The following is a 22,509-nucleotide window of genomic DNA, read 5'->3' as shown; positions in this document are numbered from 1 at the left end:
TATTGAAATGGAAAAGCAAGGTCATCTGTGCTGTTTTAGGAATGGTTGTGCTATTCCTTGCTCCCATCACCTCCGTTATTGCCAGCCAAAATGATGTGTATCAGTTTAACGGGAAGAATGCGGTCTATGAAGATCTAAGCGCCTATTTTAAGGGCTATGAGGGCAGCTTTGTTTTATTTGATTCCTCTAAAAACCAATATCAAATTTATAATCGAGAAATGAGTGAACAGAGGATTTCTCCTGATAGCACCTATAAAATATATTCGGCCTTATTTTCATTGGAATCCAATGTGATTTCCCCAAGCAGCAATAAACAGGTTTGGGATGGGGAAATTTATCCTTTTCCAGAATGGAATCAAAATCAAAATTTAGCGACTGCTTTAAGCCGTTCCGTGAATTGGTATTTCCAAAATACCGATCGTGAGGTAGGGAGAAAGCCGCTGCAAGATTATTTTCACAAGATTAAATACGGGAATGAGGATCTTTCAGGGAATTTGGACAGCTACTGGATGGAATCTTCCTTAAAAATATCACCCATTGAACAAGTCCAATTATTATACCAATTAGAAGAAAATCAATGGGATTTTAAAGCGGAAAATATCAACGCGATAAAAAAGGGAATTTTAATAGATGTGCATAAGAATAGGCGGTTGTATGGTAAGACGGGAACCGGCACGATTAATGGAAAGAATGTAAACGGCTGGTTTATTGGCATTGTCGAAAAAAATGATGATCGTTTTTATTTTGCCATTAATATTCAAAATAAGGATGGGCAGGCCCAAGGAAGCAAGGCAGCGGAAATTGCCAAGCAGATCCTGCATCATAAAAAGATATATTAATCATTAACCCCAGAAAGGATTCCCCTTCCTTTTTGGGACTTTCTGGGGTTAAATACTACAATTGTAGTATTTTTACGACCTTGTACACAAACTTCCAGTATGAAAGGGCTGATGTGTTTTGAAGCAGAAAAAGCAGAAAGAAAATATAGTAAAAAATCCAATCCGATGGAGACTGAATGGTCTCTTTTTCATGGTTTTTGTTCTTTTTTCTATCCTGATTATCCGCCTTGGCGTTATCCAAATTATCAACGGGGATGCCTATGCGGCTCAGGCGGAAAAAACAGATGTGACACCCGTCAGCTATTCTGTTCCACGTGGAAAAATATATGATACGAATCATAAGTTAGTAGTCTATAATATTCCGGAAAAGGCGATTACGTATACACCGCCAAAAAATCCGCACCCGGGCGAATTGCTTGAACTGGCCAAAAAGTTAAATACCTTTCTGATCATGACTGATAAAGAGATCAATAAAGTAACCGATCGGGATTTGAAAGATATCTGGCTGTTGGTACATAACAATGGAACGGATTTAATCACAAAGAAGGAGGAGTTATTATACGAACAGAAAAAGCTGAATGACAAGGATTTATATCAATTAAAATTGAAACGTATTACAGAAGGCAATCTCAAGAAAATGGACAAAAACCTGGCGGCCATCTACCGGAAACTTTCGTCCGCCATCGCTTTAACCCCGACGATGATCAAAAATGAAAATGTAACAGAGGAAGAATATGCGAAGGTCAATGAAAATCTGGAAAACCTGCCGGGTGTGGATGTCACGACCGATTGGAAGAGGGGTCGCACCTACGGGGAAACGTTTTGGAATATGCTTGGGGAGGTAACGAGTGCAGATGAAGGTCTTCCAGCAGAAAAGGTAGATTACTATAGGGCTAAAGGGTACAAACTGAATGACCGAGTCGGGAAAAGCTATATTGAAGAGCTTTATGATGGCGTGTTGCAAGGCCAAAAGGAAATAGTAAAAACGGTGACAGATCAAAATGGAAATGTGGTGAGTACACAGACTGTATCGGAAGGGAAGAGCGGCAAGGATATTGTTCTGACCATTGACATGGAGTTTCAAGCCCAAGTGGAAAAAATTATGCAGGAAGAGTTAGTCAGTGCAATCCAAAAGCCGCATACGGATACTCTTGACACTGCCTTTGTTGTAGCAATGGAACCGAAAACAGGCCGCATTCTGGCAATGTCAGGAAAAGTGTATAACAGGAAGACCCGGGAGTTTACCGATTTTACACCAGGAACCTTCACTTATGCGTTTGAACAGGGGTCCGTTGTCAAAGGGGCCACCGTATTAACCGGATATCAAACAGGTGTAAGGGATTTTGGGGAAATCGAACTGGATGAAGTCATGCGATTTAAGGGGTCGGGAACCTTTTCCTCTTACCAAGTCATGAACAGAATTAACGAATTAGAGGCATTAGAGCGTTCATCAAACGTTTATATGTGGAAAACGGCGATTGAAATTATGGGCGGCAAGTATGTCCCCAATGGCACATTGAATATCAATCCGAAAAAAATTGAAACCATTCGCTATTATTTCAACCAATTTGGTTTGGGCATCCCGACGGGTATTGGTTTTGATAATGAAACGGCGGGAATGAAAGGAACGAATACAAGCACCTACTTTCAAATTGCCATCGGACAATTAGATACCTATACACCGATGCAAATTGCCCAGTATATTACCACGATTGCCAATGGAGGATACCGGATGAAGCCCCAATTAGTGAAGGAGATTCGTGAACCCAATATGAATGGCAATGAAACGGGTAACGTAATCGATGAAATCGAACCAGTGGTGCTAAATCAGGTGGATATGAGTGAGGAGATGCTTAAGCGGGTTCAACAAGGTTTTTGGCAGGTTACCCATGGTTCCAAAGGAACAGCGAGAGGATATTTTAAAGACGAACCCTACAATGCCGCGGGTAAAACCGGGACCTCGGAATCCTATAAAAATAGGGTGAAGACTTGGAATCTTTCTTTTGCTGGTTATGCTCCATTCAATGATCCCGAGATTGCCATTGCCGTTATTGTACCAAATGCATACCGTGATGGTTATGCTCAGCCACACAGTGCAGCCAATATTATTAGTCAGCGGGTTTTTCGAGCATATTTTGACCGTAATGAAAAATGACACCAAACTACAAAATGATATTGACATCTTTTTATTACAAGTGTAGTATTACGTATGTAATTAATACTACACTTGTAGTATTTTGAGTGAAATCTAATATTTCACATGTAATCAAATTGGAGAAAGGAGGAAATTCTCCCCTAGCATTTCGGGGCAGCAAAAGGTTATGAAAGTGATATTGACAATGATAAAAGGCTGCAAACGGAATAAATTTTTCGTTGCATAAATAATGGAATTGAATTCGAAAGCAATCCACAATTTTTAAAATCTGCTGGTTAATAGCAGACGGTTTTAATCAAAACATAATGATTAAACCCAATTATTCTATTTTCAGGACATCTATTATTAATAGAAAGAGGTTAAGATCTTGAGGAAAACACATGATATTTTCAGTATGAAAATTTTTATTCATGCCCTGCTTGTGCTAGTGGTTGCAATTGTACCCCTCGGCGGCTGGTCGACCACCAATAAACTTTCGGACAAGCCCGAAAAGGCAGTCACGAAAACACCAGCACCCCATATACACCGTGAGTTTGCAGAACTCGAGAGCAAATTTGACGCCCGGCTTGGAGTCTACGCTATCGATACAGGTACAAACCAGACCGTTTCCTATCGGCCTAATGAGCGGTTCGCTTACGCATCTACTTACAAAGCTCTAGCCGCGGGTGCATTGCTGCAGCATTACTCAATTGATCAACTCGAGGAGTTAGTCACATACAACAGCGAGGACATAGTTTCGTATTCACCCGTGACAGAGCTTCACGTAGATACTGGGATGACTCTTCGGGAAGTTATCGAGGCTGCTGTCCGATATAGCGACAACACCGCTGGGAACCTTTTATTAGAGAAACTGGGTGGCCCTGAGGGATTTGAAACAGCACTGAAGCAGATTGGCGATAAGGTTACCGAGGTTAATCGCTACGAGCCTGATTTGAACTCAGCGATTCCTGGAGATAAACGTGACACAAGCACACCAAAATCTCTTGCTACGAGCCTCCAGGCTTTCGCAGTCAGCGACTTGCTCCCTACTGAAAAACGTAAGATCCTGACAGATTGGATGCGGGGAAATGCCACTGGAGATGCATTGATCCGTGCTGGTGCACCAACAGGTTGGGAAGTCGCTGACAAGAGTGGGGCGGGAAGCTATGGAACGCGGAATGACATTGCGATTGTTAGGCCGTCGAATAGAGCTCCCATTATCATCGCAGTCCTATCTAGCCGCGATACACAGAATGCCACATATGACAATACGCTTATTGCAGAAGCCGCCAAGGTCGCACTTAATGCTCTGAAGTAAAGAGATAAAGTTGCATCAGTGAACAGGGTTATAATCAGTCATCATACACAATCATTAGAAAGATTAGTATGTGATGACTGTTATTTTTTCTATACAATAATGGAAATGGACATCATTTAAGCAATGGCTGTAAATCAAGCTCTTCTTCAACGAACGGGTGCAAGACTTGAAGATCCAACTGCCATAATGGTGGCTTTTTACTTTTTGTGCTATCGGTCAGTTTAGTGGAGATGGAGTTGTTTATTAACTTCGCAATGACACATTTTGCGTAATAAGAAAAACCAATTTATTTTAAATAAAAAAGGCACCCATAAGGTACCTAAGGAGAGCCCAAACCTATTTAGTTAGTTTCAGTAGCTTTTTTAAAATTATTTGGGATTATGCACCAATAAATGAACTAAGGGAAATCACGATAACCGTTAAGGATTAACCCTACGCCAGTTTATATCTGCAATAACGGGGGCTATGCTGGAACCACGGCTAAAGCCTTTTTCATGATGTAACAGACATGTTAGTTGAACAAGAAAAAACGCTTAATGCGTATTTGAACCATTTTCTGTCGTAAGTCATCCAAAGGATAAAAAAATGAAGCGTCGCTAAGACGCTTCAAATGAAAGGAGGGGAGATATTAATTCTCTTTGGTCTTAATTCATCCTATTAAAAGATTATTAGTATCCCATCATAAAAGATGCCCCAACAATAATTAATAGGATGAAAAGCACAACGATTAAAGCAAAAGGATTATGATGTTCACGATGTTCGTGTTCGAATTCCATAGTATATCACCTCCTATATTAAGTGTAACTTATAAATTAGCTTATCCCAAAAACTACCAGTGACGAAAAGGATGCCTGTGTTCAACAACCACATTCCTCCTAATAGGTTTAATAATGTGTCTTGGTATATCTACTACATTTAGGCGATTTTCAAAAACTATTGGTTGGATAATTGGAATTTCACGGCGAAGAAATTCATTACGAACCATGTGCTTAGGAGGACGAACGATTGGTCTGGAGCGATAAAACATGTAAACACCTCCTTTAAGTTTATATGTTATTAAATGTTACAAAGACTCACCTTGAAACGGACAAGCATACATCATTATTTAAAAATCATAATAATTTATTTGATATTGCGTCGAAAAGGAAAGTGATTAGTTTGAATATTCGATATGAAACCTTCGATATGGTGTCATGATTGTGCAGTATGGACATAACAGACGACAGAAATGAATGGAGAAAATGACTGCAAGCATTGAAGAATTATTGAGGAAAAAACATTATTGTAATATGTCTGGTTTTGAGTATCCGACAGAAAGTCTAGGGAAATTATATTAAGACCTACCAAAGCCTAATGAAGTCGGCAGAAAAATTGGTATAAGAAAAAAACATTTAAAAATACTGTTAAGAAAAACAAAAATTTAAAAATAACTGCGAGATACACTCGGCGTGGTTTAAGTGGTGATCGCAGATATATTGATATAGCAGTGTTAAATCTTTTACATTTAATATGTTCTATCTAGGGAAAATGAAAAATAATATAGCCAAGGGAAAGGAGATGTTATTATTATTCAATTCTACATTAAACATCTTTTGAAAATTGACATACAAGTTACCATTTCTAACGAGAGGGAAAAAACCCTTAAAAATGGAACCAAGGTATTCTGTACTACTTTACAAAGAACTCGACCGATTATTCCTGGTAAATAATAACTAAATCCTCTTCAATCGCTTGTAAATGGACTATTACTTCTGTAAAATTAAGGCAAATAAGGAGGCGGTGCTTATTTGGCTTGGAAAGAGAGATTTAAACAATTTGGCGTGCCAGGTTTCATTTTATTTCTAATTATATCTTTATTTACCTTTTATTTAATCACCAATGACGCCGAACTACTGAAAGATCTCCATGAAAATATGTCCAAGTTTATTACTGCTGATTTTTTTAAGTACCTTGAAAAAGAAAGCCCCTTATTACAAGCGTTGCATTTTATACTTTTAATTTTGATTTACGGTTTATTTCTTATGGGTTTTGTAAATGCTGTTTTAATAGTTAAAAATGTAATTATGAAAAAATCTCCTGCACTTCTTTTACGTAAGATCGATGATTACGATTCATACTTAGATCTAGAGGACAAGTTAGGAGATATATTAACAGCATTTGATCAACAATCTTCACTTAGAGTAATCGACGAAAAAGTCACGATATTCATGATTAGTATTCATGCAGAAATCAAAAGAATATTCGGTCTTCCTGAACGCCAAATTGAATTTATTTGGTACTTTGAAAAAAAAGACAACGACATTGAATTAGTTTATTTAAAAACACCGACAGATATCGAATGTGCAGCTAAATTAATAAACTCGGCACTAGATATGCCTAATGTTCGGGTACAAGAATCTGCTGTCAACAGCAGAATGGAATTACGAGATAGTCCTATTAAGCAGTTCATTACCGTTCGAAATTATGGTAATTTGAAATTAGGACTAGCAGTATTTATCCTCAAAGATAACATATTTACGAATGAAAACTTGAAGGAATTTACCTTTTACACATCGAAAATGATCTTATTAGGAACGAATAACCGATTTTTAAGACAATTCAAAAGGAAAAAGAATGCAGGAAATTAGGAGACGGCTTTTATGGCGAGAACAGTCAAATCAAACACCCTTGGTTCCTCCACTATCAAACGAAACGGGGCTATTGTTAAAGGGACAAAAGGTAATGGGATTGCCCATCTGATCAATCGTAAGGGTAATGTGAGTATATCGGTAAAAAGAAAAAGTCAAAATGCTTAAATGAGAAAACAGCACTTAAATATGTGCTGTTTTCTCATTTAAGCATTTCAGAAAATCCAGGCAATGGAAAATCACGAAAAAATTCTTTTTTTTGCACTAAAAACTTTTTATTCACATATCAATTTCTCAGCCATTTCCTGAAAGTCAATAAACGGATTCCGGTTCCCTTGTAATTCAAAGATGGCTAGGTTCCGGTGTTTTTCATAAAGAGTCACTGGAAATTGCTTATGCCACTTCAGTAATACCTGCAGGTTCACAAGATTGTTATTTACTATTCCCTGGTACCGGGTTAAAAAATAAAAAGTGGCCCTTGCAACAATTCCCTTTCCATATTCAGGCTCAAACTTTCCTTTATCTGCCTTTCCACAGCCTTCCTTAACTCCTAAAGTAAGGTTCTCCGGAACATAGTCAGCAAAATCATAATAAGACCTGTTTCCGCGTCTGCTGTTACATTCGGGATCACAGGAAAATAAATGATGCAAGTCTCCCTTCATTGGCTCTTGTTTATCAAACCATGACTGTGGTACCACATGCTCGCAATTAAGAGTAATTTCATCAGGTAAACTAGCTCTGTTTCCACTTGCTGTGTTTTCAAGAATACGAATATCTTCCTCAATGACAGCAAGCGGATCCATTCCTTTCCCGGAATATAAGCTTTTCAATTTCCCATTCTCATGAAGATCTACCCATTGGTAAACATAACGATGAGGAGAGTAATCCAGCCTATTAATATGTGTTTTTTCTAATAAATAATGAATACTGTTTCTCTCAACTTTAATATTTTTATAATACGTTTGTTGGATTTCTAAATCCCTTTGTTCCTCATAGTAGCTGTGGTTATTGATGTATTCCAAATAGGCTGCCTTTGCGTTCTCCCGTTCTTTTGTCAGCAATTCCAGATTATTCATCATAACTCCACTTTTTCAGGGATCAATACCTTATTAAAGATTTCTAACAAGTGTTCCGTTACAGTTAAATAAATTAATCCATTGCCTTCAAGTTTAGGAGAATTTCCTAATGGCACTGTTCTTTTTATTAATTGTGCATAAAGTTCAGCCTCTGAGAGATTCCGCTCAAAGGCTGTATTGGCAAGAACTTTTATTAGAGCCATTGCTCCGGAAACATGAGGTGTCGCCATTGACGTCCCACTTAATGAAGCATATTTTCCATTTAAATAGGTTGATAAAATTTTCTCCCCAGGAGCCACTAAGTCTACTTCATTATTTGAATTTGTAAACCTTGAAGAATTTCTTTCTAAGTCAATGGCGCCTACACCAATCACTTCATTATAAGCCCCCGGATAAGCAAATTCATCCGTTGTATCATTGCCATCCCCTTCATTTCCTGCTGCACAGACCACAAGAATATTGTTATTAACAGCTTTTTGAATCGCTTCATGTAGTTCAGGAACATCCACTGGACCGCCAAGAGACATAGAAATAATATCAGCTTTTTGTTCTATTGCATAGTTAAGCCCATTAATAATCCATTCGTATTGGCCAGAACCATTTTTGCCAAGCACCTTGATAATAAGCAGTTTTGCTTCAGGGGCTACACCTACAACACCGTCATTGTTTTGTATTGCAGCAATTGTCCCTGCAACATGGGTACCATGCCCATTGTAATCCTTGTAAACATCAGGGTTCCCGTTATCATCCTCTGTAAAATTTCTTCCGCCGACAATCTGCTCTTTTAAGTCAGGATGAGTCCAATCACAGCCAGTATCCAATATGGCAACTGTTACTCCTTTGCCTTTTGTTTGATCCCAAATTCTTGGAGCCTGAATCATTTCTACCCCTTTGGGAACTTCAATGACCTTTTCTACTAGTTCAATTACTTGAAACGGAATCAAACTTACTTTTCGCTCCATTTTTATTCCCTCCTGTAGGATTAAATTGAAGCCGACCCGTGATGTTGTTAATAGTGTAACAATTCCGACTTCTGTTTAATAGCTACTTTTGAAGGATTTTTTGTTTCTAGTATTTAGAGATTGCTATCTTTCTATTTCATGAAAAAGCTGATATAAGCGAAAAAGTAAACATGAATAAAGAATCTAGATAATATAATGACCTAAAAGTCCTTAATATTTTAGAGTTTTGTGTCATTTTATTTAGTACTTTTGTGTCCATCGTCAAAAAAACAACAGTACAAAAGGGGGAGTGCGTAATAAACATATACAATTCGTATAATACTAATTAACGCTTAAAGAAACCTGGTTATAAAAATGTCTAAACCCTTGGTACATATGGGATTAGACGTTTTTTTATTATATCATTAAGCCGCAAATACACTTTTCACTAAAGTTGAAAGTTTGTTATGCTAATCTAAGAATGAAGGAGAATTTGGAAAAACCTAAATTGCTTGAGGAAGAGAAAAAAATTGAAATGTTCTAAATGCAATAAAGAAAATAATAGCTACTTAACAAAATGTAAATTTTGCGGTAATAGATTTTTACCTTTAGAAACAAATAGAAAAGAATTGAAGTATTGTGAATGTGGTTGTCCAGTTCCATTAACAAATGGAAAAGGATATTGTGTAAATTGTAAAGAAGAAGTATCTAGTTTTGAACTTTTTAATTAAAAATTCTCTTCTAATGCTTCCACTTAACCGAGTATAAATCCTAGTGGTCTCGCTTTTTTTGTTCTAGTAAACTTTGAATAACATCAATGGGAGCTCCGTTATTCAATAAATGAGTGACATAGCTATGGCGTAGATGTATTTCTTTGTTGATCCCTGCCCGGCTTGATATTCGCTTTATGATGTACCTCATCTGACGAATACTCATTCGGTGTGGGTGCCGTTTTTTGTAACGTTTAAGAAGACTTTGTGATGAAATATACTTAAACTATAGGGTGCGATAGCAGAACAACGGCTATCGCTTATTGTGCGAACGGGGCAGGTTTGTTGTAGAGTTAATCGGTTTTTATGGTGAAATTAGGTTATTGGCTAAAACTAGCTCTGTAATCCATAGTTTCTTCAAAGAAACTACCCCACATTAAAGTGCCTACTTAACATTCTGACACTTGGGGTAGATAATAGGTTCCGTAGAGAAACATTACATTGTATCGACGCAAACAAGTTAAGAGGGGGAATCAATGATGAATAGCCATGTTTACAATAGAACAATAAGTCATAAATACTCTCCTAAATTCCAACGTAATAGTGATATTCATACAATGGCTTGGGTAATCGAACCAGGACACTGGGAAAAACATGATCCCTTTTTGTTAATGGCACATGACCACATGCGAAGCGGTGTCTTTGGAGTCCACCCTCACCGTGGAATTGAAACAGTAACGTATATGATTGATGGTATCCTAAATCATTATGACAGCAAACATGGGACAGGTGTTCTTCACCCTGGGGATGCACAATGGATGACAGCTGCCAAAGGCGTTGAGCACGTTGAAGATGCTGCTCCTGGAGAACTGGTTAACCTGCTACAACTCTGGGTCAACATTCCAGCAAAACAAAAAATGACAGCAGCTCGTTATCAAGATCTTCAAAAAAACTCCATGCCACAAAAAGTGGAAAATGGTGTATCTGCTAAGGTATTCTCAGGCTCAATAAATGGTTTAACTGCACCAACATTGAATATAACACCAGTTACGATGGTTGAATTCAAAATGGCAGCAGGAAGTGAAATTACCCCAGAAATCCCAGGGCCCTATAATGGATTCTTATATGTTTTAAAAGGTTCAGGCACTTTTGGTTCCGAGCATACATCTGGTAAAGCTGGTGAGGTATTGTGGCTTGGTTCAGGTAATCAGGTTGAAATAAGTGATATTAAAATAAAAGCTGAAGAAGATATGCATGTAATGCTGTATGCAGGAGAACCGATTGGCGAACCTGTAGCAGCAAGAGGTCCATTCGTTATGAATACAGAAAAGGAAATTCTTCAAGCCTTCGCTGATTATAGAAACGGGACTTTCCTGGACTAGTTTAGTGAATAAAGACAAAAAATAAAAGTACCATCCCAAAAATTAATAAACTTTCTTTTATGGAGGCAAAACAATGGACAATAAACCCGATCATTGCAGAGTAGCAACCACGATGGAAATGATTATTGGGAAATGGAAAATTGCTATCATGCTAAATTTGGTTCACTATGGGACGATGCGGTTTAGCGAATTGCAACATGTCATGCCTGGTGTTACCCAGAAAGTGTTGACTTCTCACCTTAGAGATCTTGAACAGGAGGGCATTGTCGAAAGGGTAGTGTATCCTCAAGTTCCTCCAAAAGTGGAGTATTCCATGACAGAATACGGAAAGTCCCTTCAAACCATTTTAGAAATGATGCATGATTGGGGAGAAGCTCATATTCAAAGAAAAACACAAATGCTGTTCAGTAAAGGTACTGACAATCAAAAGGACAAAAATAATTAACAATATTATTGGGGGTATCAATCATGAAGATTGTGACAATCGTAGGAAGTTTAAGAAAAGAATCTTATAACATGCACCTTGCAAAAACAATGCAAGACCGTTACAAGAATAAAATAGACATCGAAATAGCAGACATTCGTTCCCTACCTCATTTTGACCAAGATGAGGAAAACAACCCACCGCAGGCAGTAAAAGAATTTAAAGAGTCAGTCGAAAGTGCAGATGGGGTCATTATCATTACGCCAGAATACAATTGGTCCATTCCTGGCGTTTTAAAGAACGCTCTAGATTGGGCTTCTAGGGTGGACAAGGTTTTCATTGGTAAACCAGTCATGGCTCTTGGTGCGACACCTGGAATGCTCGGAACCGTTCGTGCTCAAATGCATTTGCGTGAAATTCTAGCAGCTCCTGGTATTCAGGCAAAGATACTTCCTCCAGGAGGAAATGAGGTACTGATTGGTTTTGCTCATCAGAAGTTTGATGAACAAGCAGGACAATTGGTGGATGAAGGGACACTTAGTTTCTTAGATAGTAAAGCAGAGGCTTTTATTGATTTTGTAAAGTCTGAAGCACATTAAGACGTAAATGTTCGATTTCGATTTGGTAAGAACACGATTTGATCGTGTTCTTTTCATGAAGTGTTTGTGAAATATAAATATTTTAATTCTAAATAACCAAAAATTGGAGCACTTCTTCAGTTTATTTTCCTAATTCCAACAATTCTCGTTGTCAACCGTTTTTGGGGATTGTCAGATAAACAACAAAGAGCGATGCAACGTGTGCATTTCAATAAGAACTTGTCTCTCTTGGGTGTGACGTTGATGATTCTATATTTAGGTTCCGGTCCTTTTAGTTTGTAAAAGTGTTAATACAAGCACAAAGTCTTAAAAAATATTGTTATTAAATTAAAGGCGGCAATTATTAAAAATATAAGTCGCCTTTTTTTAATTTCACTTTGTGAAGAATTGTACTTAAACATTGGGGGGCGTTAGTTCAGCAAGTTAATAATTAAACATTCCGATATGCAGATGTTTGGCAATTCCCGTTTTTATAAACAATTCTTTGACGTATGTTTACCCTTTTTGCTAGCTAATATTATTTTTTAGTGAGAAGGCTTCCAATAAAACTTAAAACCTTTTCCAATTTGAATCGTCATTTAGATCATTCATGTAATAAGAACATTATATTCCCTTTGATTCGGATATGAGTCAATGGGAATTTTTTATTCGGTTTGTAGTATAAACGTTGATTAATTTTAGGGTAAGATATTTTCATAAATTTATTTTATATAAAGATTCACCAAATGGTATTTTCATGTGTGTTATAGGTGAAAGGAGTTGATGGGGTGTTGCAACAATCAGTTCGGCACTGATATAGAGGATTCAGAGCGAATTGTTGATATATATGGCAATATGCTATTTAGAATTTGCTTTGTTATTCTATGTAATCAGTATGATGCTGAAGATGCTGTGCAAGACACTTTTATTAAATATCTAACTAAATCCCCAACTTTTCGCGATTTAGAACATGAAAACGCAACTGGTGTTGAAATAAATTCAAAAGTGCCTGTTCCTACTTGTTTTTTGTCGGTTATAATTCGACAAAATTCGGGTTGTGACAGGCTCTTTTATAAAGGTAGTATAAAAAATAAACTTTCATTTTACATCAAAAGAAAATGTGTTGTCAATAATAAATTTGCAATAATTTAAAGAAAATGTTATAATAGTCTTACAATTGTTTTTAAATCGTATTCCGTATTCCGCTGTATTTTTTGCAGAAAGAATTATGGATGCGTTTTTTTAATATCCTTTTTTAAACCAAAGAAAATATCAAACAGTTGTTTGAGCTTTAAAGGAAGTTAGTTGTATAAAATGATCCATTTACTTTCAAAAGTAACCGAGTTTTTATTCTACAAGGAGGACTTGTATATTGAATCTAATCAATAAGAAAGTTACACACAAGCGGTTTGGCATGGGTAGTATAGTTAAACATAATGATTCTGTTATTGAAATACATTTCGCATCGGAAAATAAAAAGTTTGTTTTCCCGGATGTATTTGGAAAGCACTTAAAACTGCATGATAAAATTGTTGCTAATTCACTTGAAAAAATTATACAAAAAAAGGAAGTCGAACGAAAGGAGGAAGAAATCAAGAAGGAAGAGGAAAAAGAACTACAACGAAAAAACCAGGAACTTCGCGTGGAACATGAAAAACTTATGAAAAATCATAAACTTCATCCCGAATCACAAATGGTTTTTTGGTGTGACACAGAAGAACAGAATAGTTCTTTTTCAGAGTGGAAGGTCTTTTCAGGCGAAATAAAAAGTGGTAATAACAAGGGGAAGCCAAACAAGCCCATCCGCCTGCATCAAAATAGCGCTGTCCTGTTAACAGCAATAGATTCCAGCATGCCTGAAAAAGACAGACGTATCTTAGGTGTCTATATGGTGAATGAAGATTTTATCGGTAAGCTTAGTAAAGATGGATATATTCCTGCTCATTCAAAATACAGACTCCAACTTACAGATCAAGAATCGGATCAGATGCTTTTCTGGGGATATTATGTAAATGAAAAATACCCCCACAAAATGACATGGAATACAGGTAAATATCGTTATTTTGATAACTTATGGATGGCTCAAATTTTGCTCGATATAGTTTCGCTGAAAAGTGACCCAAAGGAACGGGAGCTGGCACAACAATTTTTTGAACATTTTTGTAAAATGAATCAGATATCAGATCAAGAGTTACCAAAGCCTAATGGCGCATTATTGCGTATTTAGTCGTTAGCCCAAGGTTAATAAGAATGACAGGGAATGAGAGAATAAATAGAGATTTAAATAAAAGATACTTAGTTAAAGTACAATACGACTCTAATCTATAGCATTTGCACTATTTAGTAAGAAAAGCAATTAAATTGAAAAATTATCAGCACCTCATATTGTGTGTTGTCACATACACTCAACACATGTGGAAGCTGTCGCGAAAATAGTGTTAAAATAAGCAGAAACCGCAAATGGTTTCTGTTTATTTTTTTGAACTAAGGATTTTATTTGCAGAACATTCCTGTTAAACCCTTGTCAATCCAGTGTTCTTCTAATTTTTTCAGTCTGTTTTGCAAAACTTTACTTTAACTCGAATAGTGGAATGGTTGATGGGGTGGATTTGATCAGGAGATATTTTGGTTATACAGAGTTTGTGAAGGTAAAATAAACATTTCCGATTAGTTTGATAAAACGTGATTAAGCATGGTATAAGTTTAAAAGAAGCAGGGACATTTTGCTTTTTAATTTTGGGATAAGGGGTCGGCCTGCTATCCCATAATGAGAGGATTTGAATTAGCTATGATAGATAATTTTTGGCGTGATTTACCACGACCTTTTTTTATACTGGCACCAATGGAAGATGTGACGGATGTTGTTTTTCGCCATGTAGTGAGCGCGGCAGCCAGACCTGATGTGTTTTTTACTGAGTTTACAAACTCGGATAGTTATTGTCACCCACAGGGGATTCAGAGTGTGCGTGGGCGTTTGACTTTTACAGAGGATGAACAACCAATTGTAGCCCATATCTGGGGTGATAAGCCTGAATACTTTCGGCAAATGAGTATAGGTATGGCAAAACTAGGCTTTCGGGGAATAGATATCAATATGGGCTGTCCTGTACCTAATGTGGCACAGAATGGGAAGGGTAGCGGCCTTATCTGTCGTCCTGAAGTTGCAGCAGATTTAATACAAGCAGCAAAAGCAGGCGGATTGCCCGTAAGCGTAAAGACAAGGCTGGGTTACACGGATGTAAACGAATGGCAGGACTGGATAACACACATATTGAAACAAGACATTGTTAATCTTTCTATTCATCTACGTACAAGGAAGGAAATGAGCAAAGTAGATGCTCATTGGGAGCTGATTCCGGAGATTAAGAAACTTCGTGACCAAGTGGCACCAGATACACTTTTGACGATCAATGGAGACATTCCTGATCGTCAAACTGGGCTGCAGCTTGCTGAACAATATGGTATTGATGGCGTTATGATCGGACGAGGTATTTTTAAAAATCCTTTTGCTTTTGAAAAAGAACCCAAGGAGCATAGCAGTAAAGAATACCTTGATCTTTTAAGACTGCAGCTTGATCTTCAAGATCAATATGCGGAAGCACTGCCACGTTCAATCACAGGGCTTCATCGCTTTTTCAAAATTTATGTCAAAGGATTCCGTGGAGCTGGTGAATTAAGAAATCAATTGATGAACACGAAATCAACAGATGAAGTACGTGCATTGCTTGATAACTTTGAGTCAAAGAATCTTGATGAAATAGGGGAACAGTAGAAGTGCCCCAATTCAAGGTAAAAATAAAATCATAAAATAATTAAACATTCACGGTCAGAACCTCTCAGTACGAAAGCATTACTGCGCAAGGGGTCTGACCCCAAAGTCAAGGAGCGGTGAAAATGGCACGTGTTTTGTTTATTAATGCCGGATCAGAAGGTCATATTAATCCAACTATTGGGGTTGTAGAAGAGCTTATTTCGCGTGGCGAAGAGGTAGTGTACTTCACAATAGAAGATTTTCGCGAACGTATTGAGAAGACGGGAGCTATTGTACGAACTTTGGATGGTCAACAATTTATAAAAGCATTTATCTCGGGTGGAAGAAATAATTTACTCGAAAGAATCAATGGTCTTTTATTTACGGCAGATATTGTTATTCCTAGCGTGCTTGGACAGATCGAAGGAGAACATTTTGATTACATCATCCACGATTCCATGTTTGGCTGCGGCCGTATACTTGCCCAAATCCTTAAACTTCCGGCCATCAATTCGTGTACTTCTTTTGCACAGACAGAAGCACAATTCGATAACATGTTCGAACAGCTTTCTAAAAAAATTCCAGCAGAAACATTCTCTGAATTCCAAAGGCTGACGGCAAGGATTGAAGAAAAATATGGCATTAAGATTCTTTCGCCTTACGAAGTTTTTTGTAATCCTGCACCGCTTACAATCGTTTATACAACTAGGGAGTTTCAACCTTTTGGAGAAGCATTCGACCATACGTACAAATTTATTGGTCCATCCATCTCTACACGATTTATTCAAGAAAACTTTGACCTTACAGCAATCAAGGGGAAAGGTCCAATCTATATTTCACTTGGTACTGTCTTTAACCAAGCCATTGATTTTTATAAGCTTTGTTTTAAGGCATTTGGGAACACGGATCATACCGTTGTCATGTCGATTGGGGAAAAAGCGCGGGCTTCTGATTTGGGCGAGATTCCTAAAAACTTCATTGTAAAAAATTATGTTCCACAAACTGAGGTACTGAAATATACTAAATTATTTATTACACATGGTGGAATGAACAGTACCCATGAAGGTCTCTATTACGGGGTTCCACTTATTGTAATCCCACAAGGTGCGGATCAGCCGATCATTGCCGGACAAGTGGCCAAAATCGGTGCCGGTATGCAGCTACAAATGCAAGGCTTGACCGCAAATCAACTACGTGAAGCCGCAGATCATGTGCTAAACAATCCATCTTTCCAAAAAGCCGTTTCGAATATAAGGGAATCCTTTCAAAAATCGGGTGGATATCACCAAGCTGTTGATGAGATTTTTAAATTTAAAAGTAAATATGATATCTAAATATAGAAATTTCTCAGCTGCCATTAAATGGTGGCTTTTTCTTAGTGGTAATGGCAATTCCTTTTTTAATTTATGTTACGATTAACTTAGAGATATTTATAAAGGTGGAAGTCGATAAGTAATTTACCACATATATATTTTGAATGAGGATGATTTTAATGAATAAAGCGCAAGGTCGATTACTCATTATCATTTCGGTATTAACGGTTGCCCTCATTATCTTTCAAATGGTTAATGATAATCATGAAAATCCAATTCCTAAACCAGTCGAAGTAAAAAAGGCAGATATAAACAGTAAGCTCCCCTACACATCTCAAGTAGAAGAATATGACCAAAAACCTGAAACGATTGCCTACCGAATCTGGTTTGATTTCATTAAAAGCTTAGAAAACGATGGAATCATTGCCAATCCGACTTTTACTAGATTTACCAAGTTATCGGGAGATGAAAACTCTTTTGTCGTTGCGGTCGTTTTTCAAGTTCAGTTACCTGAAGAAACACAAGAAATCGACTATGGTTGGGGAAAGATGCAGAATGATAGAGTCGTTCCTAATATCGTTTGGAAACTAACAATCAATAAGGAAGAAAACTTAACGTACACATTAGCAAATATTGAAAAAACAACCGATACACAAATCGGGTTGCCGCCTATTGAAACGTTGAAAGAATATCATAAGAAGGCGGGAATAAAGAAACTATCGAAAAGCATAAAGTATGAGATTAAGGATGAAAAGCTTAAGGTCACTTATGATAATGGCCAAAACTGGAAGGTCGTCCCTGTTGCAATTGACGCTTTATTTAGCGGTGGATCCAATGGGGCAGAACAACAGTTATTAGAAGGCAGTTATGTGATTACACCGGAGATAACAGCGTTTGCACTTAACCAAGAGACGAAGGTTCTGGTTAGTAGGGATAAGGGGAAATCTTGGAATGAGGCGTTGGTTTCTAATCAGCTGCCATCTTTACGCATGCTAAAACTGGGGTTTACGTCTGACCAGGATGGATATCTCATCTTGACAGGTGATAAAACGATGAGTTGGGAGGCTCATTTTATTTTTAAAACAAACGATGGTGGTCAGTCATGGTACAATGTCGGATCAGTGGATGAAACCTATGACTTAGTAACAGATGGAGGGTTTATTAATGATCAATTAGGATTTATCTCCTTTGGTGAATATCGCTATGAAGGGCAGCCTCCAAAGCCCAATCTATACCGGACTACCGATGGTGGAGGAAAATGGGAACGCGTTGAGGTTCCGATACCGGCAGAATATCAGGGTTATTTCACAGTAGCGGAAATTCCTACCTATCTCGGAACGGAAGGAACTTTATTAGTGAATCAAGGTCCAGAAGGTGATTACTTGGGCGGAAAGGTTTTGGCAAAGTTTACATCAAAGGATCAAGGTAAGACATGGACTTTTGCTGGTTTGGTCGATCCAGATGGGGTGCTTCGTGCAAAGTAAGGAGAATTTCTATATATACACTTAAAGCAAAGGAATCATACTCCTTGCTTTTTATGTTGCTCAAAAACGATGATGAAAATTTCACAAGGGAACTAATGTCGATTTTTTGTCATATTTTTCTACATAAAATTACAATTATATTACATTACCGACAGATTCATTGTTTTTAGTCAATTAAGACTATAAACTAGAACTATATTAGAAATCAGAATGAATGATAGGGAACAAAAGGAGATTTTGCTATGATCAAAAAATTCATTAAATATACGGTATCGGCTGCGGTTCTCGCAACTATGATTCAAGCAACACCTGCGTTTGCAAGTCCAGTGACGCAAGGACAAATCGATGCGACACAAGGGCAAATCAATGACTTTGAAACAAAGATGCAACAATTAGATAACCGAATCACTTTAGCAATGGCAAATAGTGAAAAACTGAATAATCAAATTAAAACACAACAAGCAAAAATTGAAGAAACTAAGGCTGAAATTGAAGCAGCAAAAAAGTCCTTAGACACGCACAAAAAGGTTTATTCTGAACGATTAAAAAGCATTCAGTTAGAAGGAAAACAGTCTCTTGCTACTTACGCGGAACTTTTGCTTACTTCTACGAATCTTTCTGAATTTTTAAATCGTTTTACTGCAATTTCGCAGATAATGGAACAAGATACAGACTTACTGAATGGTTTAAATGAAAAAGAACAAGCGTTGAAAACAGCTGAGGAAAAATTAAATAGTGAATTGGACAATTTAAAAAAGAATCAGGCTGAATTGGCTGCTGAACAAAAAAGTATTGAAGAAGCTAAAAACGAAGTTGCAGCAAAATTGGCTGCTTCTCAAAACGAATTACAAAACCTTAAGGATCAGCAGGCTCAAGAAGAAGCGGCACGGCAGGCTCAAATAGCCCAACAACAAGCACAACAGGCTCAACAAGCACAACAGGCTCAACAGGCTCAACAAGCACAACAAACACAACAACAATCCCAAGGAACCCAACAACAATCTGAACGGCCATCATCTGTAAAAAGCGCTGCAGTTTCAACACCAGCGACTAATGTTGCCATTCCGACCAATTCTGGATCGGCAAGTGCGGTAATTGCGTATGCTAAACAATTCTTGGGAGTTCCTTACGTTTGGGGTGGGACAACGCCAAGCGGATTTGATTGTTCAGGATTCGTTTCATATGTGTATCGTTCTGTTGGCGTTAATCTTCCTAGAGTGTCAAGTTCCCAGCAAAATGTTGGAACAAGAATTTCTCCAAGTCAAGTACAGCCTGGAGATTTAGTATTCAGGGGATCACCAGCTTATCATGTCGGCATCTATATTGGTGGTGGGCAATATATCCATGCCCCGCAAACGGGTGATGTTGTGAAAATTGCTTCGTATAATCCGTCATCTTTTTCTAGTGCTGCTAGAATATTGCACTAGAGGCAGCAATTTTTTGAAGACGCAACTCCAAAATAACTCCGTCCTTTACAGGATGGAGTTATTTTTTTAGTACTAGATTCCATATTACGGGCTTATTCGAACACTTAATACAAGGATCGAATAAGCTGGTAAAAAGGAGTTTTTTTGATGAGCATAGTTTCATTTATTCTTACTGTTATTATTGCAATGATCATTGGTATTGTTGCGGATAAGTTATCGCCTGTTAAGATGCCGGGAAGCTGGGCCGGGGCTATCATTGCCGGTTTCGTCGGGGCTTGGGTTGGTGAATATTTATTTGGGTCATGGGGGCCAATGCTAGTAGGTTTTTCGTTAGTTCCCTCTCTGATTGGCGCTTTTATTGTGGTGATCGTTGCAGGCATCATTGCCAAGCTATTTGATTAAAATTTAGCTTGGAATGAAGCAAACCATATAGCATTTGCATTTAAATTAACTATGATAAAAAGTGAGGCAGCTCCTTAGGAAAATTACATTAAGCTTCCAGCATATATATGACAAAGAATTATGTTAATATGTATAGTGAGGAAAATTGATAGTATGAAGAACTTTTCCAACCACGATGTAGGGAGGATTTTGAATTGAATAAGAATAGCATTGCTGCTCCACAAAATGGTGGGGGAGCTGCTTTAACGAATTCTACGTTATTTGCCGATATACGGGCACTTTTTAAAGCGCCAGTTTTAATTGCAAATGTTTTGCCTGTGTTTACGGGATTTTGGTTAGCACTTTATTTTACTGGAGCTTCTTTTAATGATTATTGGGATGTATTTTTTCTGACGCTTATTGGCAGTACGCTTGTTATGGCGGGAGCACTTGTGATCAATAACTGGTACGATGTTGATATTGACACAGTTATGGATAGAACGAAGAAGCGTCCAACCGTTACAGGCCATTTTTCGTTGAAAATGGTTTTAACATTGGGAATTAGCTTGTCTGTAATAGGGTTCATCCTCTTACTTTTTACAACAGTTGAAGCAGCCATTTATGGGTTTGTCGGCTGGTTTACTTATGTAATCTTATATACGATGTGGTCCAAACGCAGATATACACTTAATACTGTCATCGGTAGCGTTTCAGGTGCTGTTACGCCATTAATTGGCTGGACGGCGATAGAATCCGGTTTTCATATTATCCCAATTATGCTGGCACTCATTTTGTTTATTTTTCAAATGCCTCATACCTTTGCTATTGCGATCAAGAAGTACGATGAATACAAAGCGGCGGGGGTGGCCATGCTTCCAGTTGTTTATGGATTACCGATGACGAAGCGGCAAATGGCGGTTTATGTTGCCTGTCTACTGCCATTACCATTTTATCTAGGATCGTTAGGAACATCATTTGTTGTGTTAGCGACCCTGCTAAATGTTGGCTGGCTGGCTGTAAGTATTTATGGATTTTTCACGAAGAATGATCTTAAGTGGGCTCATGTGATTTTTCTTTATTCGGTAAATTATATAACGATTATGTTTCTGATGATGATTATTGTAACAATGCCGATGTTTAGATAAGAAAATAATATAAAGCTGTCTCCTAGTATGGAAGTAAATTGCCATACTAGGAGACAGCTTTTTTTTCGGAATTTTTAACGCAGTTCACAAATTTGTCATTATTTATTTCATCCAAATCTATAATTAAAGCTATTTTAAAAAATTGAAATAATGCGCAAAGGAAGTTTAAAACAGTGAAAATATATCTTTTTAAGGCTTTAAAAGACATATTTATTTTCCCTTTTCTGTTGAAAAGAAAATAATAAATACTATTTTTACCCTTAAAAAAATTCTACTGTCCCGTGATTCAGTTCACTTCGTTGATAACCCTTCGCAATTATTATGTAAGTATGAAGAAGATAAAGGGGATGAAAAGGGATGGCATCTACTAAGGGTAATAAAAAAAATGAATCACATGAAGCTCCGCTAAAAGGAACCTGGATTTCCGTCAGTGTTGTCGGAATCGTAATTCTTGCTACTTATTTATTGTTATACGGGTTATATATGACGAGATTATAGGGGGGGAAAATGATGAAAATGCATCTTGATGAAAAAATATGGCTTACCTTAAGTTTTGGTATGATCATGATTTTTATGTTTATCACAGGCTACCAGGCATTTGCCTTCGACTTAGAGCCGCCAAGTAATAAAGAAATCATTGACCCACAAAAGGTAGATCAAACAGCACCATTTGATAAACCGGGGATTACAAAGATTGGTGAAAATGAATACGAAGTCGTTATGACACTGCAAGTATTTAGTTTTAATCCGGCTAATATTGAAGTACCTGCCGGATCTACCGTCCACTTTACCTTAACTTCTAAAGATGTTGTCCACGGTTTTGAAGTGGCTGAAACAAACTTAAATACAATGGTAGTGCCGGGGCATATTCAAAAGATCACTCAAAAATTTGATAAGCCTGGAACATATTTAGTGTTATGTAATGAATATTGCGGTGCCGGTCACCAATTGATGAGTACAACGATAACGGTTAAATAAA

General features: G+C 37.5%; 23 protein-coding genes. 19 read left to right on the top strand and 4 right to left on the bottom strand.

The features are described from left to right. The 3 genes from BABA_RS00315 to bla all read left to right on the top strand — a co-directional run. The coding region (locus BABA_RS00315; protein WP_040344726.1) for a penicillin-binding transpeptidase domain-containing protein at positions 1-839 on the top strand (839 nt) is incomplete at its 5' end. A gap of 118 nt (positions 840-957) precedes the next feature. Next, the gene (locus tag BABA_RS00310) at positions 958-2,994 is read left to right on the top strand and encodes a peptidoglycan D,D-transpeptidase FtsI family protein (protein WP_007083107.1); all 2,037 of its coding nucleotides are present in this window, start codon (positions 958-960) and stop codon (positions 2,992-2,994) included. A gap of 394 nt (positions 2,995-3,388) precedes the next feature. Then, the gene (gene bla / locus BABA_RS00305; protein WP_083865213.1) at positions 3,389-4,291 is read left to right on the top strand and encodes a class A beta-lactamase; all 903 of its coding nucleotides are present in this window, start codon (positions 3,389-3,391) and stop codon (positions 4,289-4,291) included. Positions 4,292-4,959: 668 nt separating this feature from the next. On the opposite strand, the gene BABA_RS26255 is transcribed toward bla, so the two are convergent. Beyond that, the gene (locus BABA_RS26255) at positions 4,960-5,067 is read right to left on the bottom strand and encodes a YjcZ family sporulation protein (protein ID WP_007083105.1); all 108 of its coding nucleotides are present in this window, start codon (positions 5,065-5,067) and stop codon (positions 4,960-4,962) included. A gap of 1,011 nt (positions 5,068-6,078) precedes the next feature. Here BABA_RS26255 and BABA_RS00295 point away from each other — a divergent pair. Further along, the gene (locus BABA_RS00295; protein WP_007083103.1) at positions 6,079-6,918 is read left to right on the top strand and encodes a hypothetical protein; all 840 of its coding nucleotides are present in this window, start codon (positions 6,079-6,081) and stop codon (positions 6,916-6,918) included. Positions 6,919-6,930: 12 nt separating this feature from the next. Continuing rightward, entirely contained in the window at positions 6,931-7,086 is a 156-nt protein-coding gene (locus BABA_RS27065; RefSeq protein ID WP_157273060.1) for a hypothetical protein, read from the top strand. Positions 7,087-7,193: 107 nt separating this feature from the next. Here BABA_RS27065 and BABA_RS00290 read toward each other — a convergent pair whose 3' ends face one another. From BABA_RS00290 to BABA_RS28445, 3 genes are all read right to left on the bottom strand, one after another. Further along, positions 7,194-7,997 (bottom strand): endonuclease I family protein, encoded by an 804-nt coding sequence (locus BABA_RS00290; protein ID WP_040344724.1) that lies wholly within the window; start codon positions 7,995-7,997, stop codon positions 7,194-7,196. Continuing rightward, positions 7,994-8,956, bottom strand: a complete 963-nt coding sequence (locus BABA_RS00285; protein ID WP_007083101.1) for a S8 family peptidase — start codon at positions 8,954-8,956, stop codon at positions 7,994-7,996. Before BABA_RS00285 ends, BABA_RS00290 begins: the two co-directional genes overlap by 4 nt. 750 nt (positions 8,957-9,706) lie before the next feature. Further along, positions 9,707-9,856: a tyrosine-type recombinase/integrase gene (locus tag BABA_RS28445; protein WP_420805967.1), complete on the bottom strand. Its 150-nt coding sequence runs from the start codon at positions 9,854-9,856 to the stop codon at positions 9,707-9,709. 328 nt (positions 9,857-10,184) lie between these two features. On the opposite strand from BABA_RS28445, the gene BABA_RS00280 reads away from it, so the two are divergent. The 14 genes from BABA_RS00280 to BABA_RS00225 all read left to right on the top strand — a co-directional run bounded on the left by BABA_RS00280 (position 10,185) and on the right by BABA_RS00225 (position 22,508). After that, positions 10,185-11,027, top strand: coding sequence for a pirin family protein (locus tag BABA_RS00280; protein WP_007083100.1), 843 nt, complete (start codon positions 10,185-10,187; stop codon positions 11,025-11,027). Positions 11,028-11,100: 73 nt separating this feature from the next. Further along, a complete protein-coding gene (locus BABA_RS00275; RefSeq protein ID WP_007083099.1) occupies positions 11,101-11,472 on the top strand; it encodes a winged helix-turn-helix transcriptional regulator in 372 nt (123 codons plus the stop codon). A 23-nt stretch (positions 11,473-11,495) separates the two neighbouring features. After that, on the top strand, positions 11,496-12,050 hold the full coding sequence (locus BABA_RS00270; RefSeq protein WP_007083098.1) for an NADPH-dependent FMN reductase: 555 nt from the start codon (positions 11,496-11,498) through the stop codon (positions 12,048-12,050). 102 nt (positions 12,051-12,152) lie between these two features. Next, on the top strand, positions 12,153-12,332 hold the full coding sequence (locus BABA_RS28440; protein ID WP_157273065.1) for a hypothetical protein: 180 nt from the start codon (positions 12,153-12,155) through the stop codon (positions 12,330-12,332). A 480-nt stretch (positions 12,333-12,812) separates the two neighbouring features. Next, on the top strand, positions 12,813-13,181 hold the full coding sequence (locus tag BABA_RS25905) for an RNA polymerase sigma factor (RefSeq protein WP_007083097.1): 369 nt from the start codon (positions 12,813-12,815) through the stop codon (positions 13,179-13,181). Positions 13,182-13,401: 220 nt separating this feature from the next. Continuing rightward, a complete protein-coding gene (locus BABA_RS00260; RefSeq protein ID WP_007083096.1) occupies positions 13,402-14,256 on the top strand; it encodes a hypothetical protein in 855 nt (284 codons plus the stop codon). A gap of 561 nt (positions 14,257-14,817) precedes the next feature. Beyond that, positions 14,818-15,801, top strand: a complete 984-nt coding sequence (locus BABA_RS00255; RefSeq protein ID WP_007083095.1) for a tRNA dihydrouridine synthase — start codon at positions 14,818-14,820, stop codon at positions 15,799-15,801. Positions 15,802-15,923: 122 nt separating this feature from the next. After that, complete coding sequence (locus BABA_RS00250; RefSeq protein WP_007083094.1) at positions 15,924-17,114, top strand: macrolide family glycosyltransferase; 1,191 nt, start codon at positions 15,924-15,926, stop codon at positions 17,112-17,114. 158 nt (positions 17,115-17,272) lie between these two features. After that, entirely contained in the window at positions 17,273-18,577 is a 1,305-nt protein-coding gene (locus tag BABA_RS25900) for a WD40/YVTN/BNR-like repeat-containing protein (RefSeq protein ID WP_007083093.1), read from the top strand. Positions 18,578-18,819: 242 nt separating this feature from the next. Continuing rightward, the gene (locus BABA_RS26245) at positions 18,820-20,004 is read left to right on the top strand and encodes a C40 family peptidase (RefSeq protein ID WP_007083092.1); all 1,185 of its coding nucleotides are present in this window, start codon (positions 18,820-18,822) and stop codon (positions 20,002-20,004) included. 147 nt (positions 20,005-20,151) lie between these two features. Continuing rightward, positions 20,152-20,406 carry a GlsB/YeaQ/YmgE family stress response membrane protein gene (locus BABA_RS00235; RefSeq protein ID WP_007083091.1) on the top strand — a complete coding sequence of 85 codons (255 nt, stop codon included), beginning with the start codon at positions 20,152-20,154 and terminating at the stop codon, positions 20,404-20,406. 194 nt (positions 20,407-20,600) lie between these two features. Then, on the top strand, positions 20,601-21,530 hold the full coding sequence (gene cyoE / locus BABA_RS00230; protein ID WP_007083090.1) for a heme o synthase: 930 nt from the start codon (positions 20,601-20,603) through the stop codon (positions 21,528-21,530). Positions 21,531-21,887: 357 nt separating this feature from the next. After that, positions 21,888-22,028 (top strand): cytochrome c oxidase subunit 2A, encoded by a 141-nt coding sequence (locus BABA_RS27055; RefSeq protein ID WP_157273058.1) that lies wholly within the window; start codon positions 21,888-21,890, stop codon positions 22,026-22,028. A 12-nt stretch (positions 22,029-22,040) separates the two neighbouring features. After that, a complete protein-coding gene (locus BABA_RS00225) occupies positions 22,041-22,508 on the top strand; it encodes a cytochrome c oxidase subunit II (RefSeq protein WP_007083089.1) in 468 nt (155 codons plus the stop codon). Position 22,509 lies beyond the last annotated feature (1 nt).

It is taken from the genome of Neobacillus bataviensis LMG 21833 (assembly GCF_000307875.1).
Lineage (GTDB): Bacteria > Bacillota > Bacilli > Bacillales > Cytobacillaceae > Neobacillus > Neobacillus bataviensis.
This window is presented reverse-complemented; position numbering and strand designations above follow the sequence as displayed.

Bases quoted from the DNA above. Each gene is read 5' to 3' on its own strand.
- bla (WP_083865213.1), top strand. From the start codon at position 3,389: ATGAAAATTTTTATTCATGCCCTGCTTGTGCTAGTGGTTGCAATTGTA.
- BABA_RS26255 (WP_007083105.1), bottom strand. From the start codon at position 5,067: ATGGAATTCGAACACGAACATCGTGAACATCATAATCCTTTTGCTTTA.
- BABA_RS27065 (WP_157273060.1), top strand. From the start codon at position 6,931: ATGGCGAGAACAGTCAAATCAAACACCCTTGGTTCCTCCACTATCAAA.
- BABA_RS00290 (WP_040344724.1), bottom strand. From the start codon at position 7,997: ATGATGAATAATCTGGAATTGCTGACAAAAGAACGGGAGAACGCAAAG.
- BABA_RS00285 (WP_007083101.1), bottom strand. From the start codon at position 8,956: ATGGAGCGAAAAGTAAGTTTGATTCCGTTTCAAGTAATTGAACTAGTA.
- BABA_RS28445 (WP_420805967.1), bottom strand. From the start codon at position 9,856: ATGAGGTACATCATAAAGCGAATATCAAGCCGGGCAGGGATCAACAAA.
- BABA_RS00280 (WP_007083100.1), top strand. From the start codon at position 10,185: ATGAATAGCCATGTTTACAATAGAACAATAAGTCATAAATACTCTCCT.
- BABA_RS00275 (WP_007083099.1), top strand. From the start codon at position 11,101: ATGGACAATAAACCCGATCATTGCAGAGTAGCAACCACGATGGAAATG.
- BABA_RS00270 (WP_007083098.1), top strand. From the start codon at position 11,496: ATGAAGATTGTGACAATCGTAGGAAGTTTAAGAAAAGAATCTTATAAC.
- BABA_RS25905 (WP_007083097.1), top strand. From the start codon at position 12,813: ATGGGGTGTTGCAACAATCAGTTCGGCACTGATATAGAGGATTCAGAG.
- BABA_RS00255 (WP_007083095.1), top strand. From the start codon at position 14,818: ATGATAGATAATTTTTGGCGTGATTTACCACGACCTTTTTTTATACTG.
- BABA_RS00250 (WP_007083094.1), top strand. From the start codon at position 15,924: ATGGCACGTGTTTTGTTTATTAATGCCGGATCAGAAGGTCATATTAAT.
- BABA_RS25900 (WP_007083093.1), top strand. From the start codon at position 17,273: ATGAATAAAGCGCAAGGTCGATTACTCATTATCATTTCGGTATTAACG.
- BABA_RS26245 (WP_007083092.1), top strand. From the start codon at position 18,820: ATGATCAAAAAATTCATTAAATATACGGTATCGGCTGCGGTTCTCGCA.
- BABA_RS00235 (WP_007083091.1), top strand. From the start codon at position 20,152: ATGAGCATAGTTTCATTTATTCTTACTGTTATTATTGCAATGATCATT.
- BABA_RS27055 (WP_157273058.1), top strand. From the start codon at position 21,888: ATGGCATCTACTAAGGGTAATAAAAAAAATGAATCACATGAAGCTCCG.
- BABA_RS00225 (WP_007083089.1), top strand. From the start codon at position 22,041: ATGAAAATGCATCTTGATGAAAAAATATGGCTTACCTTAAGTTTTGGT.